The sequence below is a fragment of the Prevotella sp. E9-3 genome (assembly GCF_022024015.1).
Taxonomy (GTDB): Bacteria; Bacteroidota; Bacteroidia; order Bacteroidales; family Bacteroidaceae; genus Prevotella.
Genome location: NZ_CP091786.1, coordinates 3,286,774 through 3,305,441 on the forward strand (window position 1 = coordinate 3,286,774; position 18,668 = coordinate 3,305,441).

At 46.1% G+C, this 18,668-nt stretch carries 8 protein-coding genes and 1 pseudogene; 2 read left to right on the forward strand and 7 right to left on the reverse strand.

The window, feature by feature from the left end; all coding sequences use genetic code 11:
• Nucleotides 1-106 precede the first annotated feature (106 nt).
• The 7 genes and pseudogenes from L6475_RS12735 to L6475_RS12765 form a co-directional block, all read right to left on the reverse strand.
• A complete protein-coding gene (locus L6475_RS12735; RefSeq protein ID WP_237820623.1) occupies nt 107-1,009 on the reverse strand; it encodes an MlaD family protein in 903 nt (300 codons plus the stop codon).
• 14 nt (nt 1,010-1,023) lie between these two features.
• On the reverse strand, nt 1,024-2,307 hold the full coding sequence (locus L6475_RS12740) for an N-acetylmuramoyl-L-alanine amidase (RefSeq protein ID WP_237820625.1): 1,284 nt from the start codon (nt 2,305-2,307) through the stop codon (nt 1,024-1,026).
• A 38-nt stretch (nt 2,308-2,345) separates the two neighbouring features.
• Complete coding sequence (gene folB, locus L6475_RS12745; RefSeq protein ID WP_237820627.1) at nt 2,346-2,744, reverse strand: dihydroneopterin aldolase; 399 nt, start codon at nt 2,742-2,744, stop codon at nt 2,346-2,348.
• Between the two features lie 21 nt (nt 2,745-2,765).
• Nucleotides 2,766-3,221 (reverse strand): annotated as a pseudogene (locus L6475_RS12750) (ribonucleoside-diphosphate reductase, adenosylcobalamin-dependent); the annotation flags it as partial.
• A gap of 336 nt (nt 3,222-3,557) precedes the next feature.
• Nucleotides 3,558-5,237 carry a DUF4842 domain-containing protein gene (locus L6475_RS12755; RefSeq protein ID WP_237820629.1) on the reverse strand — a complete coding sequence of 560 codons (1,680 nt, stop codon included), beginning with the start codon at nt 5,235-5,237 and terminating at the stop codon, nt 3,558-3,560.
• A 24-nt stretch (nt 5,238-5,261) separates the two neighbouring features.
• Nucleotides 5,262-6,014 carry a hypothetical protein gene (locus L6475_RS12760; RefSeq protein ID WP_237820631.1) on the reverse strand — a complete coding sequence of 251 codons (753 nt, stop codon included), beginning with the start codon at nt 6,012-6,014 and terminating at the stop codon, nt 5,262-5,264.
• A gap of 68 nt (nt 6,015-6,082) precedes the next feature.
• Nucleotides 6,083-17,164 (reverse strand): LamG-like jellyroll fold domain-containing protein, encoded by an 11,082-nt coding sequence (locus L6475_RS12765; protein ID WP_237820633.1) that lies wholly within the window; start codon nt 17,162-17,164, stop codon nt 6,083-6,085.
• Between the two features lie 268 nt (nt 17,165-17,432).
• On the opposite strand from L6475_RS12765, the gene L6475_RS12770 reads away from it, so the two are divergent.
• Together L6475_RS12770 and L6475_RS12775 are read left to right on the forward strand one after the other, a co-directional pair.
• A complete protein-coding gene (locus tag L6475_RS12770; protein ID WP_237820635.1) occupies nt 17,433-17,858 on the forward strand; it encodes a Fur family transcriptional regulator in 426 nt (141 codons plus the stop codon).
• Nucleotides 17,859-17,897: 39 nt separating this feature from the next.
• On the forward strand, nt 17,898-18,620 hold the full coding sequence (locus L6475_RS12775; RefSeq protein WP_237820637.1) for a nitroreductase family protein: 723 nt from the start codon (nt 17,898-17,900) through the stop codon (nt 18,618-18,620).
• Nucleotides 18,621-18,668: the final 48 nt, after the last annotated feature.

Here is an 18,668-nt window from a genome sequence, read left to right on the forward strand (position 1 = left end):
ATTTTTTAAAAAAAACTGTTGCATATCAGCAACAGTCTATATTTCAACACATTACAAAAACTCCGTCAACACATTTCATTGATTAACTATTTAGACAAAATATAATTTAATTATTTTTTCTACCAAACAATGAAAAATGAACGTAACGCTTTGGATGCTCTTTCAGGTCAATAATCAGTTTATCCGCATTCTCCATTGTTGAGTTCAGATTATCATACAGTCCTGTATCATGCATCAGCAGTCCCAAGGTACCTTTCTTACTGTTCAGTGCTTCGGTCATCTGCTGCACATTGGTCAATGTCTGCTCCACTTTACTCATTGTAGCGGCTACATCGATATCATTCAATTTCTTGGTCAGTTCTTCTGTATTTTCCAATATACCATTCACATTGCCCAACATTTGCGGCATCTGTCGGTTCAGCGAGGCTGTAAGTTGTTGAAGATCCTGTGATGTGCTATTCAGATTAGCAGTCAGTCCATCGACATTGTGCAAGGTATTCGCCAATGCAGGATCAGCTAAAAGTTTGTTGATACTTGTAAGAATGCTGTCCAGTTTTGGAAGCATTTTCTCAACTTGTGGCAACATGTCGGCAGCTTTGCTCATTGCCCCCGACTGCTTTCCGCCTTCTATGGTATCACCCAAGGCAAGTTGTTCTAATGGATTGGGGCCAAGTATCAAATCCAGGCGAACATTACCCAACAAGTCGCTGCTTATCTCGGCCTTAGTTCCCTTAGGCAGCACCAGTTTCTGGTCAATGGCTATAACCGCCACAATATTCTTAGGGTCATCATAGTCATAATTGATACTTTCCACTACACCCACCTTATATCCGTAGGCATAGATGGCACTCGATGGTGTCATACCAGTCACATCTGTGAAATGCACATAATAGCGGTCGTTCGTTGAAAACAGATTCAGTCCTTTAAGATACTGAAGTCCGAAAAACAACAACACGATGGCTACTACTGCCACACTGGCTATCTTCACTTCGTTAGTCCAAAATTTCATTGTTTTCCCTTTCTCTATTTATGGGCACTTTTATTTAATTTAAACTCTTGGTAAGCCTTGGATGCATCTATTTTCTCGCCATTGCGAAAAGCGATGATAAAGGCTTGAGGAAACTTGTCCAGTACAGACTTACGCAACCGGTAAATCTCGTTATAGTCGGTAGAGGCCCCCAAGGTATATTTCCAAAGGCCGCCTTCCTTATAGCTATCAACATCTTTCAAGCCCTTCAACTGAGCATCATTTTTCTTCAGCGGACGACTGCTGACTAACAACTGCACCTTAAACACCGGTACATTCCCTATCACTTTCTCAGTTTCAACTGTCTGAGGTTTTACTTTCTCACTTTCAACTGTCTGAGGTTTTACTTTCTCAGCTTCAACAGGAGTTTCTTGTATGACCTCAACAGGTGCTTCTTGTGGAGCAGTTACAGGCGCACTTGGTTGTATTTTCTCCTGAGGATTAGTATCTACAGGGGCATTTGATACCTTTTCCTGCTCATCTACTTGCAGCGGAGGTACCGGTTTTCCAGTTTTTCTATTTTTAAATGTCACAAAGGCCTGATAGATACCACGCCCCATACGGTCAACATTCGATTTATTAGTCAGATAGGCAGCCTCAGCAGGAGTAGTTATATATCCTAACTCTACCAAACAGGCAGGCATTGATGTCTCACGCAACACCAGGAAAGCGTCCTGTCGTACCCCCTTGTTCGGTCGTCCAGCAGACTTACTGGTATATTGTTGTATCAATCGAGCCAATTCCACACTTTCAGCCATGTTCGTCTCGTTCATAATTTCGAAGATCATCATGCTCTCTGGCGAACGGGGGTCATAGCCCGAATAATGTTGACGGTAGTCTTTCTCTATCAAGATTACCTCATTCTCACGCTTGGCTGCACTCAGTTTCTCATCGCTACGGCGCATACCCATTGTATAGGTCTCCATCCCCGAAATGAGCTTTGGCTTTTTACCAGGCAGCGAATTGGTATGAATAGAGACGAACACATCGGCCTTATTTCTGTTGGCAATAGCGGCGCGTTCATGCAAGGGAATAAACACATCGGTCTTTCGAGTATAAATGACCCTCACATCAGGACAGTTCTGTTCCACATAACGTCCAAAAGCCAATGCCACGCTCAGATTGATATTTTTCTCCATTGCACGATTCGCACAAGCTCCGGCATCCTTTCCGCCGTGTCCTGCATCAATCACCAAGGTATATTTATGTTTTCCAGCTGCAAAGATAGCCGTAAAACAACATGTTATCATTAAGAATACAAACAGGCGTTTCGTGTTCATGCTGCAAAATTACGGTTTTTCAATGTGAAAACCGCATTTCATTCTTTAGTTTTATCATTTATTAAATATATGATATCACTGGTATCACAATGCAGTTCCACTCCTGCACCATTACAGTTAGCTCCCATAGGAGGATTTTCCTTGGTCACCGTCAAGTCCAAACTTTCTATTTGAGGAAAGCTGTCAAGTACCTTCCGGGCAATTCTTCCTGCTATATGTTCAAGGAGATTCGATGGCTGTGCCATTTCCTGCTTCACCATTTCACACAGTTCAGCATAACTCAGGGTGTCGTTTACATCATCGCTTGCCATCGCGCGCGTTATATTATAATGTACACGTAAAGAGACATTAAACCATCCTCCCACTTGTTTCTCCTGGGGTAACACCCCATGAAAGGCATACACCCGCAGACCGTTTATGAATATACTCGACTTCACTAATTACTCCTCACTTTCTTCTTCCGTTCCGTCGTTCACGTACTTCTTAAGAGCACGTTCCACACCGTTTTTCCAAGTATTGATGCTCTCAGACTGCAACTGCAGCGACGACACCAGTTTTATCACATGGTCTATCGGCATTCTGTAACGCAACACACCCGAGATGAGTTTTGCATAGTTCCAATATTCGGGATTGAATTTCTCCGACAATCCCTCCACCGTAATCTTATATCCGCGAGTATTTTCGAACTGGAAATCATAGCGCTTTGAACCATCAGCATTCACATGCTTGATAATTTTTCCTTTTGTCACCGACTTGGGAAGAATAATACCTTCATCGTCGTCCTGCAAACCAGTGAATATCTCATAAGGATACCCATCCAGCAATCCAACCAAAGCCACCCATTTTTCCTTATTGTTCTGGAAACGCACCACATCGCACTCCAGTTCCTGCGGACGCACCTCAGTCACTTGTGGATGAATCTCATTACCGTTTGTTCCGCCGATAGTATGTCCCAACACTTTTCGCACTTCCATAAGGAAATCGTTGGTTTCCACCGCCTCGGGTTTCAATCCCATTGCAGCAACAAGTTCATTCTCTGCCACAAGGATATCATTTTTCAACTGTTCGAAATCCATCTCTGCCTTATCTGTGCCGGCATTCTTTACATAGCTGGCCAGACTGATGGGGCTTTTGGCTGTATTCGTTTTCTGCGGTTTCATTTTTTGTTATTACATTATCCGAGTGCAAAGATACGAAAAGTCGAGAGCAAAACAAAGGAAAACAGCTTTTTCTTTTATTCAGTCAACACATCACTGCACAATCACCTTACCCTGTTCCGGCCGTTTATACCAGTTCAATGCTTTAGTACGGTCAGCCGACCATGAATTAAACTCAGGATACGCATCTTTGACGCAGGTTGTCTCTTTAGGCCAGTTCCATTTACCAGGAATCACGATACCATGAGGATCTTGTCCTTTTGCAGCTATCGGAATGGCATAGAAATCACTTTCATACACGCCACGCATATCCTTTTCGACCCTTGCTCCGAGCACAAACGAACATTTCTGGAAATCAAAGCCTTCAGGTTTCTTCAAAGTGATGCTGACAGGTTTTGCTGAGGCGAGGCCAGTATTTACCATTGTGCCAAGACTAACATTCAACACAGCATGCAATTCCTGTTCAAACACATGAATGTAGTCATTATAGTTCTTTGCATTCTTATTTTCAAAGCCCAACCACAGTTCGCGCTTTGCTCCAAGGGCAACCAGCGTGATGTTCAAACTGTCTTTTGCCTCATTCTCCGACACCTGAATCACGCAGTCGTTCATGTCATAATCGCCGAAGTCTTTATCCTCCCAGGCATAAGTCCACACCTGAGTTTTCGGCGGTATCGGATCAGAAATTTCTTTCAAGCGCTCTGCGCCATAAGGCATCCAGAACAAACGGTCGTTATAGTCCCAATCATTTCCATCCTCACAAGCCACGATTACATAGCCATTGAGCATAAACACCTTCACGCGGGCCATATCGGGATCATCCAACAGCTCTTCGTTTCTTGCCAAACTGAACTTAATAATATCACCTGGTGTAAAGATCATACTAATCTCATCCTCTGAATTGCGACAGTACAAATAGTGTCCGTCTATCAGATATTCATCAATGAAGGGATCCGGTTCCTTTTCTTTATCCCAACCAGTGGGATAGTTATCTTTAATCAGGAATGTCTCTCCACTCTCAGCGGGTTTCCCAATTGGGAACCATTGATAGCTCAGGTTATCATCCACGCTACCATTACCGCCTATATAGGCCAACGGCAGACTATAAAGTCCATAAGGATTGTTAGCCACCTGCACCTTATTGGTATAGTTGTGCTTGCCCATCACCTGACTATTGTTTTTCCCTTTCGGAAGCGCCTTTTCCACTGCTTTCAGAAAAACATAATAGTCTCTCATGGTGAACCGGGTGTACTGCGGTTCCAGGATATTCATTGCTGAAGCGCGATGCTGATTGACTTTACGTGCACTGAGCAAATTCTCGTCAACAAACGACACCGACTTATCAACCCCAGGCACAAACGGCCGTGCTATACATTTCCCATCATACGTCATACAGGCGGCATAAAGCATCCCCGCACCCTTTGGGGCACGAAACGAGAGTGTGGCCGAACCGCCTTTGTTCATCGCCTTGGCTGCCAGACAGTAATTCTCATCTACGTATGGATTAGTATCCAGCACGGCAATCTTAACAATATAGTCAAGGTCGGCATCTGCGGTAATCTTTACGCTATACTCTTCAGTAAGCACCCAATCATGGTCCTTATCAATGCTCACACCCAGCACCTTCTCAGCATACGACACGCGTTCCTGATCTGTCACCGGATACAGTTTCTTCTCATACTTATCACTATCGTGACTGCAACTGTTCATTCCTATCTGACCGCCCATCACCAAAACGGCAACGTACAACCATTTAGTTATTCTTTGATTCATATATCTCATACAACTATTTTAATTTTAAAAAGAAAGAACGATCTCCTTGCTATGTCCCACAGGCTGTGCAAAAGTATATATGGTCTTTTTCTCTGCGCTATAGTAACGCAACTGCAATTGTTCTTCTGTTGAAGTACGGAACACAGTAAACACCTTCCCTACATGTCCCACGCCACGACAAACATCTCCCATAAAAACGCCTACCTGGTCTTCCTCATTTGGCGTAAAGGGAGCATTGTCTGGCAAACGTACCATCATGTCTTCTTGTACAGGATAATTTGAGTCGCCCTTCACCAACGGTGGCACGAAATCCTCATCAAAGCCATAGGTACGCTCTGTGAACGACTCTGTCCTTTTGATGGAGAACACCTTATGCAATCCTGCACTATAGTAACTCAATCTGACGGTAACATCAAGGTCAGAGCTATTACCCCATATTTTCAGTACGAAATAAACGCTTCCATTTTCGAAAACGTTTCGCTCTGAAGGAAGTGAGCGACATTCATCATCAAGGAACACAGCCATTCTGTCTCCATCTGTCGAATAAGGCACCAACTCCTCCTGCAACTTTACCATTGTGAACATCGAGTTCTCGTATCTTGACGGATCAGGAGCCTTCCAATCGGGGACAGCATCATTTCCTGTGAAATTCACTTTCCAAACAGGTATGCTGTCAACCACCTGGGTGCTAATACCTGATGAGTCCTCATCGTCAGATGAACAGCCCCATGCCATTATAAGGGCTGTCATCAGCATCATTATCTTTATTGCTTTCATCTTTATCACCGTCTTTACTTTTTAAGTACAAACTATTATTCTGACTATCTTCTCTAAAAGAGCGTGAACTACTTGATCACTTTCTTCTTGCCGTTATAGATATAAACGCCGCTCTGTTTCGGAGCCTTCGGCAGTTTAACGCCCTCAAGCGTGTACCATCCGTTTTGCGGCAACTGATCGATTCCCAAGAAGTTCAACTTCGTTGGTGCGTCAGGTCTTCCTACAACGGCATTTGCCTCATAGTTCATCACCTCACCAGTCGTTGCAATAATCTCGCCATCGCGTTCAATAGCAAACGAGAGGAGAACTGGCAGATCACCCTCAACGTTTAGGAAGAACACCGGCTGAGTCTTAGAGGAAGACAATTCTGCGCTTCCCACCTGTTCTCCTTCAGCATAAGCCACCAGTTTGTCATTTTCCTGAATGCCTACGCCTATGGCCTCAGCCACGATATTCATGGTACATGCAAATCGTTGTGTACTCTTCTTGACAGTCTTCTTCAAGTGACTGTCAATAAAGGTTGTACCTGGCTCATAATATGGATAGCAGAACGACACCGGATTACTATTCTTACGCATCAGCATATAGCCTTCGCCCGGTTTCATGTATTCCAAAGTGCCAAGCCATTCGCCACCCTTTTCAGCACTTCCTACGAACATGGCAAACTCATGCTGACTCTTAATCACATCACCGTCCGTTGCATGATCGTAGTAGTCGGCAAGTGCCGTCGATACCGGCAGGTTCACCATTGGTGTATAGCCAATGCTGTTCCAGCCCTTCTTCACGTTGATTGTTCGGTCTTCGGGTTTCTTGAAGCAAGTTCCCCAAAGTTCGAGCAACTGATAATTATGCACTCTCACGCGATAAGAGTATGCCTGTGACACGTTGAACTCTTTGAAATTCTTACTCTGGTTGCCTGCCCATTTTCCTTTCTTATAAGTAAGGGTCAAGTCTTGCGAATCCTCGGTCACAATATCTCCATCCTCCCATGGGAACCTACTGAGCAGCGTTTCCAGGTTATCAAAAATCTTGTTATACACATTAAACGACAGCCAGTTCCATCCTTCATAGAGTTCTATCTGTTGCAGATACAGGTCATCTGCAAACATCTTAAGGGGTTCGGCAACAGTACCCTTGATAATCTGATTACCAAAGTTCACCACTTCCGAGGTTGACAACTGCATTGTCTTTCCTGTAGCATAGTGCCACAAGCGGAAGTACAGGTGCTTAGCCACTGTCGTACTGTCATAAACAGTCATATAGACCATACTACGTCCTGTTGTCGGATCATACTTCACATTGTTAACGCCCATGCAGCGGCCAGCTTCATCAAAGGCAGCCACAATATCATTCGGATCGGTAACCAACGTGTTTCCTACATATACCTGTCCTACGATATTCATTGAGTAGCGCTTCATGTTTGTATCTACTACCCAGTATGGGGTTTCACCCTCCATCGTCAGTTCCAGCAATAATGGCTCTGACAGTCCGTTCTCATCGGTCAGATAGATAATCTGGTCGTAGGTTCCTACATTCACATCCTTACTGATAGAGAGTTTGATGACATCACTCTCCATTGGTTCAATTATGTCGGCAGTCTTGTTCACACTTATCCAGCGTGGCAAGTTCTCGATGGTGTAGGTGTGTGTTGCGCCACCCGTATTGTAAATACCTATTTCAATCACATGCTCCTGACCAGCCGGCAGCGTCTGTGAAAAGCGCTTTGATTCCCATATCAACGGGTTACAGTTCACGAAGAAGCTCTCTGTAGCGGGCGAAGCCAGGAAGTTTCCGTTCTTGTCTGGAATATCGGCCACGGTCACGTAGATATTACGCTTATTCAATCGAGTATCCTTCTCGTCAATATTAATCAGCAACTGATTGTTGCGTCCCACAAAGCTGAAGTTCAGGTTATACAACTCCTCGTAGGCCTGTACCGGGGCACTCACTGTTTTGTCTATGTGAGTAAGAACTTCACTAATAGGTTCCACGAACACACTATCTCTTTGATCGGTTGGCTTACCGTCCGCGTCATACTTCACCTTCTTGTTCATCACATAGGGTTGCAAAGCCAGTTCACCGGTTTTCTGTCTTACCTGACTTTCAAAGTCCACATAGGTAATAAGACCTTTTTCTTCACCGCCGGGCGATTTTCGTGTATATCGTTTTATGAGGGTAAGAGGCAGTGCCTGCTCAAACAGAGTCAATCCATCAAAGTGTCCTGAAATGGCGTATTTCTCATGAATTGTCGGATCGCCAGCATCCTGCCACACCATATTACCCAGATAGAAGTTTCCATTCATGCCTCCCAGCGAATCGGTAGTGAACTGAACTTTTAAGTCATCATCCAAATAGATACTGGCCACTTTGCGCTGACGATTCACTGTCATAGCGTAGTGATGCCATGAACCGTCACAGTAGCCGCTGCCCAGTTCATACTCCATTCCATTACTACGATAACATAGTAACCGGTTTTCAAAACCTATGAAGAACTTGTTCACAGCACCTTCATCAGTACTCTGTCCAGAGCCGTTTGCCAGCAGTGCGCCATTCACATCGCCGGTCTTGAACCAGAACATCAGGGTATAGTCCTGTTCTTCATCACGTTCAAGGAGTTTAGACTGTATTTGCAGTCCTTTCTTCTTGCCTGCACTCCGGGCATCGTTCTTGTCAATCCTCAACGATATGCCACGAGGCAGAGCCCATGTAGCGCCAACGAGTTTCAAATCAGCTCCCTGTGCCAAATCGAAAGCATAGGTACCGCTACCCTCGTTCATGGGATAATAGTCGGTCAGTCCCATTTCATAGCCCGTAAGCAGTTTATTACCATAGCGGTTCAGCGTAGCCTTGTCGAGCGCCCGGTTCCACACGCGTCCTTGCAGCATACGTCCTTCGTAGTAGCGACGCTCGCCAGTAACATGATCAACAGCCGAACCGAATGTCAAAGTTCCAGAGGCATGATAGTACACACTATCCTTTACCAAATCCAATCCATCGCTGTAAAGGAACAACTTCGCCTGTTCACAGTCCAGCACCAGTGCTACGCGCTGGAAGTCAATGGTGTTCACAGGCGTTTTACTTTCTGCCACAAGGGTATCGTTATCAATAACTACCGCTTTAAGACACTTTTTGTCCGTTAGCCACAACTGCAGTTCTTTACCATCGCTGCCGTGCGAGAAGATAGGCATTTCCTTAGCCACCTCGTCAGGCTTAATCATCACCTCGATAGTAATATTCTTATCGGCAAAATTACGACGCGCCTGAGAAATGACATAGCCTTGACCGCCAAACTGAAGTGACGGAGCTTCCTGAATCGCTGTTTCGTTGGTTTCTCCTTTCACCTCAAAGTTGGTGGTAGCCTGCAGATAGTTGTATTCTATATCCTCTGAGAAATTAAAGATAATATTATCACCAGCACCCAGTACGCCAGACTTTGGATCAGGTGTGCCAAACAGTTGCGGGCGACGCGTATCTTTCACGCCAGTCAGCACCTTCGACTCACTAGTGAGGAATGAGTTTCCATTTCTGCAGAACAGCACAGCGCGCAGGTCATAGGCTTTTTCCATCACCTGACCGTCACCGAAGAAACGGGCTACGATATTTCCATTTTCAGGTATCATCTCTTTCGTACCGCTGGCTGCCTGGTAGATTGTTGAATCGGCATAGTAACCACACAGGTTAGTCCAGTAGTCGTCACCACGCGTACTCTCCTTGTACTGGAATTCTATATGGTCAAAGTTATGCTGGTTCTTATCAAATCCACCAATGATAACGGGCATATACCAACCTTTTCCTTTCTCGAAGGGCGCATCACAGTTCATAATCCACTGATCGCCAGGTGTGGTGATAGAAATGGCACCTGCAGTCTGAAGATAGTGCACGTCGAACGTCACCGTACTATAGCAGTCAATATCGTCTTGTGATATCAGACCGATTTCAAGTCCCTTATAGTCAAACTTCTCACCAGGATATACCTCAAGGGTCTTTTCAGTCACCTCGCCCGGGTGTATTTCAACGGTTCGCGAATTGCCTGTCAAAGGCATACCGTCAACCATCAGTTTGGCACCATCGGGATTCGATGTTTCCTGTTGGTACAAATCAAAATAATGATGTACAGCTTCAGGCTGCTCACTTTCATTGGTCAAATAGATTTTGAACCGGGCAGGTTCACCGAAGGGTACACCGCTGATGCTCTGCTTGTCCAGCTTGATGACAGGGTTCTCAATCTTCTTGGTTCGCTCATCCAGTGTAGTACCTGTTTCATAGAACAGCGTCTTACGCTCATCCTCCCACGGGCGACAAGTGGCACCGGCACGAGTGCGATACACGAAGCTGCGTGCGTAGGTAAAGTTCTTCACATCCACTTCTTTCTTCATGTGATCGTAGTCATAGTCCACCATGTCGTAGAAGTTATTATTGTAGAACACGTCGAGGGCATCATTAACTTTCACGTTATCGGTCTTCGTTTTCACACGATACACATCGAAATTCAGATGATTCTTCTTGTACATAGCGATAGAGAAGCTCTCAGTACGTGAGTACGACTTTGTCTCTGTATCCTTCGGAGTTACGCTGAAGCTCATGGCTGGCGATAAGCTGAAACGGAGGGTGAAGCCCACAGCATCTACCGTCACCTTCAAACCACCTTCGTCGCCATCGAGTTGTGTTTCACCCGTTGTCTTTCCTTTCGACCCTTTAAGGATGTTACCCAGAATCTTTGCCACTACAGGGCCTACGATAGCCACGATACCCATTGCAGTATCGCCTGCGGTACTGTCAAAATAGCCGGCAGTACCTGCTGTTATGGGACTCACGAACGAGTTCGACACAGAATATTCGCTTGTAAAGCTCTCACTATAGCTCAGCGAAGCTCCGCCATCCACATCAAAGTTCTTAACCAGATCAGTTGCCTCCAGTTTCTCTTTCTCGTTCTGGGCTATCATCTCTATCCATTTCAGCATGTTCTGCTGGTATCGGGCCACTTCATCCTCAGTATTATCTGGTGCGCCTTGGGGCACAATCATCTCATACTTTGAACCGAAGTCCTTGTCATCTTTCGGAACCAGCGACAGATAAACAGGCTTACCGGTAGCTTCTGCCTGAGCTTCTGCCTCTGCTCTCGAACCGGTGTACATCAATGAGAGGATATGCTCGGCCAGCGAAGGCAGCAACTGCTTCACGATATATTCTTGAGAATGCACGAAACTTGATTTAATCACCGGTCCGTAGGTCACAACCTCATCGCGCACCAGATGCAGTTTCTTTCCCTGATCGTCCACGCCCTCAGCAATCTCCACCGTGCGTCCTGACTTCAACTGTCCTTCAATCAGTTTATATACGCTATCCGGAATGGCACGAATGGCAGTAGCGGGTTTCACCACGATATTCTGGTCCACACCTATATAAAGGTCAGCCTTAGCACCCACCAGTTTTTTGTCGCTACTGGTTGAAATATCTTCCTTGGCCGTCATGGTGTAGTTAAAGGCTCGCTGTCCGCTACCCGACCACACCAGGTCTATGCTGGTACCAAAGGTGCTTGCTCCACCATTGTTCACACCGCCCACGGCACCGCCCCCCATCGGGGCTACTACAATACCGGTAAAGCTGTTCACGCCACTACCTATACCGATGTTAATGCCTACGCCGGCACTCCATTTCATATCCATTGTGTACGAATACTTCAGGGTCGAGCCTTTGCTCAGTGTAGCCTTTGAGGCACCTCCGGGCGGATCGCGCAGCACGTCAATCAACAGTGGCATAGAGTAGCTTATGATATCCTTGGCACCTTCCTTGGGCTTAATATTTAAAGTGTACGCGCGTAAGGGAGTTGCTTCATAGTACGTGCCATCCATCTCGAGTGTCATTGACACCGTATGCAAGGCATCTTTACCTGTCAGCAGATAGGGTGTCTGAGCAGCCCTCAGTACATAGTTGGCCTCGCCCACACTATCCAGTTCCAGTGTATCACGATGGGTAGTACTGATCATACCGTTCTGAATGGTCACTTTACCTCCAGACAGACGAATCACATCAACCGTATCGCTCTTTTCATTATTATTATAATAGTATTTCTCCGTTGCCGAAATCTTCACGCCATACGACTTGTCGATACTGAACACAGGATAGCCGAAGGCATAGACTGTTTCCAGCGAATCGCGCTTGCCCTTGGGCCAGTCTTTCTTTCTCACGCCATAGGCCAGCGACAGTTTCTGCTTGGTACCGTCAACGTTTTTGAACGAGTAGTAGCGGTCACCGAAATAAGAGAAAGGATCGAAACCCTGCTGCTTATAGTCTATGATAACGGGTGAATGGTAGATACGGCTGTACTTGGCATTATACACCTCAACGGCCTTTTTCACTTCTATACCCATGTGACTCTTCCACTTACCCTCCAGCGTGTCGCGATGTACAGTCAGCGAGTCGGTAAGGTCAATCACATCACCCACCTGTCCGTCTTGGAACAATGTAGGATAGCCTTTGGCCGTTATTTGCTGAATCTTCCATTTCACCGGCGGGAGCATCACTTCGTATTCGCCGGTATGCACGTCGGGAGTTACAATCATCCGGTTCAGTGTGGTATGCACCTTGGTATGGTAATCATACTTTGAGTCATGGGCCATTGTATGGTGGAACTCTTCGTCACGCTCTTTCTTGTTACGGTCCTGAATATCCCAAACCAGTCGTGAAGACTTGTCACCCTCGAGAGTAAAGACCATCTGCAAGTCATCACCCAGGTTGTTCCTCGACAGTGAGTTTCCTAAAGGTATCTCGCCTTGATCCTTACCGCCGGCAATACGTCCGATGAGTTTCACACGGGTATCGTCATAGAACATGATTCCTGCCTTGTCGGTATTGAAGCTATATGCCTTTTTCTCATCAGCATCGTCATCACTCTCATGATAGAATCCGCCACGGAAGAACTTGTGACCATCCATCACGGCCTGAATACTGTCGTGAGCACCAGGAAGGATACGGAATGCGAACTTACCCTCAAAGTCGGTAGTCACCTTTCCGGCAGCAGTGCGCACCTCATAGCCATCGACCATGAACGACACGCCCTGTACAGGAATACTCGTACCGTTGTATTGCACATAACCAGTCAACTTTACGCTCTGTGAAATCTCAAGCACCATATTCTTCACATGGTTGCCGCCAGGACTTGTTGTGAAGGTTACGCTCTTTGGCTCAAAGCCATTATGATTGACGGTGATTTTGTAAACGGTTTCCGAACTGTTCACGTAGGGAAGACCCGTCAGACGGAAGTATCCGCTCTCGTCGGTTTTCACCTCACATTCGGTCTTGTCGGCCAGTGTTGTGCTCACCACTTTACCGGGAATACCCGTTCCATCGGGGAACTGAAGATAACCTTCTACGGTAGCTGTCTGTACGCACATACCCGGTACACGTTCAGTATCTTCAAAGGATATGCCCTCACAACTATTCACACCGCGTACAAAATATTCGTACTGATGTACAGCCGAGGTTGTCTTGTCCTCATACTGCATCTCAGTCAGGTTTCCAACAAGGAGTACCACACTGTCCTTCGGTGTCTTCACATCGTGACGGTAAACCTCATAGTAATCCACAGGCTCATCATCCACATTGTTCCACGACAGTACTACCGATGACTGCTGTGTTATTGCCATCAGCGATTTCTTGTCAATATGTCCCAGACTCTCATAGTAGAAAGTGGGAACGCCTGTAACCTTGCTGAGGTCTATTTCGGTCTGCATCTTATCTACAGCCTTTGGAACAACACGGCCACTTGCATCCTTCGTCCAACCGTTGCCTAAGAGCGAAACAATTTCATCGGCCGACTTACCGGTCAAATCACCGAAAGACACGCTACTGGTAATGGGCAACACCTGATTGCCGGAAACTTGCCAGTTTGAAGAGCCTAACTTCGAAGCAAGTACCGATGGCGACATATTTCCAACCACATTACCATTCATGGAAGACCAGTCATGATAACTCCAGTTGTTCGTACAGTAAAGATTATTGCCAAAGGTTGATGTTCCGTCAAAGTTCATGTTAGTATTCCCAATGCCTGTATAAGTGCCATTCTCCAGACAGTTGCTTATTTTGTCGCGATAGTCTCCATAGCCTGCAAATGCAGCGCCATACGTTATCTTAGTACTCGTTGACACCAAGTGACCATCGAAAAGACAGTTATTGACATTATGGTAGTACAAGTATGAATATGCGAAGAATCCTGCCGATACCGATTCAGTGGAATTTATCGTAGCAGACACGCGACAGTTTTCGATATAATTATTACTCTGCGAATATCTGTCATAACCTACCAGACCTGACACATAGTTACGGCCGCTGACGGTTCCTGTTACGGTAAGATTCTTTATTGTATAGTTCTTGGCATAGCGGAAAGGAGCCAGATAATCATCGTCTAACGCGATACTAACGTTCAAAGTATGTCCGTTTCCATCGAATATGCCTCTGTAATAGCGGTTAGATGATCGCCCTACGTAATTAGTAACCGTAATGTCGGCAGTCAGTATGGCATTTACATCCTTAGCGCCCATGGCTGCATCTACTTTTTCCACAAAGGCATCCCAGTCGGCAGTAGAACTGATGACGAAATAATTTTCATGCTGATCGTCCAACTTATATTCGCGTGTGCAGTAGCAGTTGGTGATAACGATTTTTTCGGGAGTTGACGTACGCACCCAGGTCATACAGTCCTCCAGGCCTGTCTTGATGTCAAAAGGTGCAAACAAACAGTTCTCAAGCGTTATTTGCTCGTAGTTGTCGGCCCAGCCCACAAAACCGCCGTTGCGCTGAGAAGCGAGGCCTTCAATAATACCATCAAACACGCTGTTTCTGATGAGAAGCTGTTTCACGCCGATAGCAACACCTACAATGCCGCCTATACGTGAATCATCCGCCCACTTACTCTCGAGATGAACCGACGAGCGACAGTTCTCAATAGTAACTGTAGAACCACTGTTGATACAGCCAACAATACCGCCCTGTTGCCTGATAGTAGAGGTAATATGACCTGCTATGGTCAGATTGCGAATGGCAGCATCAGCAACCACGCTGAAAGGAGCTGCATTCAGCCTTGTCCAAACCATATTAAAGGTCAGTTTGTGTCCATTGCCTTCAAAGACGCCACGGTAGGGAGCATAGTCATCACCCACTCGGGTGTTTACGGTAATGTCGGCCAGCAGCATGGCATTCACATTTTTCCCGTTGGCCTCTTGTACCATCCTAACAAAAGCGGTCCAGTCATCTTCTGTGCGAATAGTCACGAAGGATGATTCTGGCGAGACGGGCGATGCGCCCGGCTCTATGGAGAATCCTATCTTATAATTGACACACGACCGTTTGAGCTGCAATACCTTTCTGCAGACTGCCATTTCATCGGCAGTAACCTCAAAGGTGGTGGTATCGACAGCTTCACCGGCTCGGTTGGTGCTGCTAACAAGTATCTTCATTTTAGCTCGGTCGTCCCAAACGGCCCCCTCTTCGTCGGCATACTTCCAGCTCACGTTAATGGTCTTGTCGGTTTCACTTTCCCATTTAGCGCTATAATCGGAAACACGCAACAGATGGAATAATGACAGCGGATAATCACTGCTCATCATGGCAATATTATTTGTGAGGCCCCACAACTGCTGGGCGGTACCACGCACCACGATATATTTTACCACTGGAATGCCAGTAGTCACGTCAAACAGTTCAGGCGTCAGTGCCGAGGTCAATAATGAGTCTTTGTAAACATAAGAAGCCTGATTCTTTTCAAATGGCACCGTACCAATGTTCTCCATATCCTCTATTCTGCCTGTCAACGAGCGCAACACTAAGAACTGGTCACTTTCAATAGCATCCTTATAGTCGGCATCGGCCACATCCCATTTCAGCAACACGGCACCTGCATCGGTCAGGTTCGTTGCATTGAAGCGCAACACCTCGGAAGTCAGATGGCGGGGATTGTGCATCACGGCATCGTCCTTCACCTCATAGCCCATAATTATCAGTCCGTCCTTCAACTTCACATTCAGTCTCAGGTTGCGGTGAGCCTCAGTGGCCGGTAACTTTATAAATCCGGCATAGGTGTTCTTACCAAATGAAATGGGAGCGATGGTCTTCTCAACACCACCCTCGCCGATATAGCTGCCACTAATCCACTCCACTGCCTGATCGCAGGAGAAAGGAATCTTCAACAGGCCTTCTTCTCCACTCTCAGAACCGGGCACCAAATCGTAGGTCTCAAAACCTACTTCCTGTGGGAATGTGCCAATGGGCACTGCCTTACCATTTACCAGCTGCCATGTGCTGGCACCTTCGGTGTTCATTTTCATCAGCACCGTGTTCTGGTCTGTAATCTTCCGGGATTCAGCCGCTACCTCACCCCAATCGTGAGCTGAGATACAGCGGTCCTGGCCCGATAATGGAGATAGGTGACCACGATAGTTCATACCGAAATGGCCCGGACCAACATTCTTACTGTCCTCGTATTGGCAGCGGTGTTCCCACGAGCCTGATCCATTGCCTATAAAAGTGGCTAAATTATTATTGGAATTACTGGATTTCAGCGTGCCATCGTAACGACAATGTTTCATATACACTTTGGCACTTGTTGCAGTGGCACAGAATCCGCCAACATAAGTATCGGATGGGGTCTCAAGATTAGCCGACACCCACACTTTTTCAAAACTCAGAAAGGAATTATCGAAACATTGACCTACTAAACCACCCACAAAAAGGGCTCCTGAAACACTTCCTGTGAGATGGAGGTTCTTGAAAGTGGCACTTCTTGTATATCTGAATGCGCCCTCATAATTACTGGAAGTTTTAATACTAACCTCCAGGGTATGACCGTTGCCATCGAAGATACCACGATACGGAGAATTCTCGTCACCGCAGCTAACGTTAGTACTGATGTCAGCACCCATAATAGCATTAACGTCCATCTTTCCATTGGCAGCAATCACCTTCTGCCGGAAAGTGTTCCAGTCACTGGAACTGCGCAATATATAGAAAACCTTTCCGTCAATAGAAATGGTTTCCAAGTCTGCCCAAGCTACCTGTGGCATCAACAACATCATAAGGCCTGCCATCATCACTACAACATGACGGAAGCGACCGAATAATTCCATTGATAATGGAAAAAAATGATTTGTTTTCATAGGCCTATTGTTATTTTTTTTGATTCGTTTGTATATAATATGGTGCAAAAATACAAAAAAAGATTAATTCTCAAAAGAAAATTTAAATTTTAACGCTTCAAAATGATAATTATTGGCTGTCAACAGCAGTCAAATCACACTATAACAATTATCACCCTGCAGAAAATTATAGCTATAATTCTGATAATTTTAGCTATAATTCCGAAAATTATAGCTATAATTTGAAAGTATTATCTATCTTTGCAAGTGGAAGAAAATAAGAACAACCATGCATTTAGAGTTATCTGACGAGCAAAGTTTAATTAATTCGGGCATTCGTGTTACTGCCAACCGTCTGCTGATATGGCGAAAGGCGCGACATGGCTTTCAGGGCCCTTTCTCACTGGCCGACATGGAGGCTGCGCTGCCCACCCTCGACCGCTCGACCCTGTTCCGCACACTCACCCTATTGAGTGAGGCCCATCTCCTGCACGATATTGACGATGGTACGGGCTCGCAGAAATACTGTGTGTGCCACGTCGATGACACGCGCCACTGCATGGGGCATGTTCATCTCACCTGCAGTATCTGTCATCAGACGGTTTGTCTCACCAACGTGCGCATCCCGCCGGTAGCACTGCCCGAAGGCTTCCAGCCCGAAGAGACCGAATATATAGTTAAAGGAATCTGCGCCAACTGCAGAAAAAGAAACTAAAAATTCTTCATTCTTCATTCTTCATTCTTCACTTAAACTATGCATCGTACTATTCGTAAATACAGCAGTCGCGAAGTGAGCGACGAACTCCTCAACCGTCTTCTGAACGAGGCGGCACGTACCCAGACCATGGGCAACCTACAACTGTATAGTGTGGTGGTCACCCGATCACAGGAAATGAAAGAGCGTCTTGCTCCCGCCCATTTCAATCAGCCCATGGTGAAAGGAGCACCTGTGGTACTTACTATCTGTGCCGACTTCAACCGCACCACCAAGTGGGCCAACTGCCGCAAGGCCGACCCTGGCTATGACAACCCACTGTCGTTTCTCAACGCGGCCACCGATGCCTTGCTCTATACGCAGACGCTCTGCAACCTGATGGAGGATGAAGGACTTGGCTATTGTTTTCTGGGCACCACCATCTACATGCCTCAGCAGATTATAGATATTCTCAAGTTACCACGGCTCACCATGCCTGTGGCCACGCTCACCGTGGGATGGCCCGACGAGAATCCACCACTCACCGACCGTTTGCCGCTGGAGAGTTTCGTGCATAACGAGACCTATCACGACTACTCACCGGCAGACATTGACACCTACTATACACCGAAGGAGCAACTGCCTGAGAACCAGCATTTCGTAGAAATCAACAACAAGGAGACGCTCGCCCAGGTGTTCACCGACCTCCGCTATACGCGAAAGGACAACGAGGCGCTCTCACAGTCGCTCCTCGAAACTCTGAAACGGCAGGGATTCATGTAAAAACAGAAAAAACAATAGACCCACAATTACTAACATAAAGCTACTTAT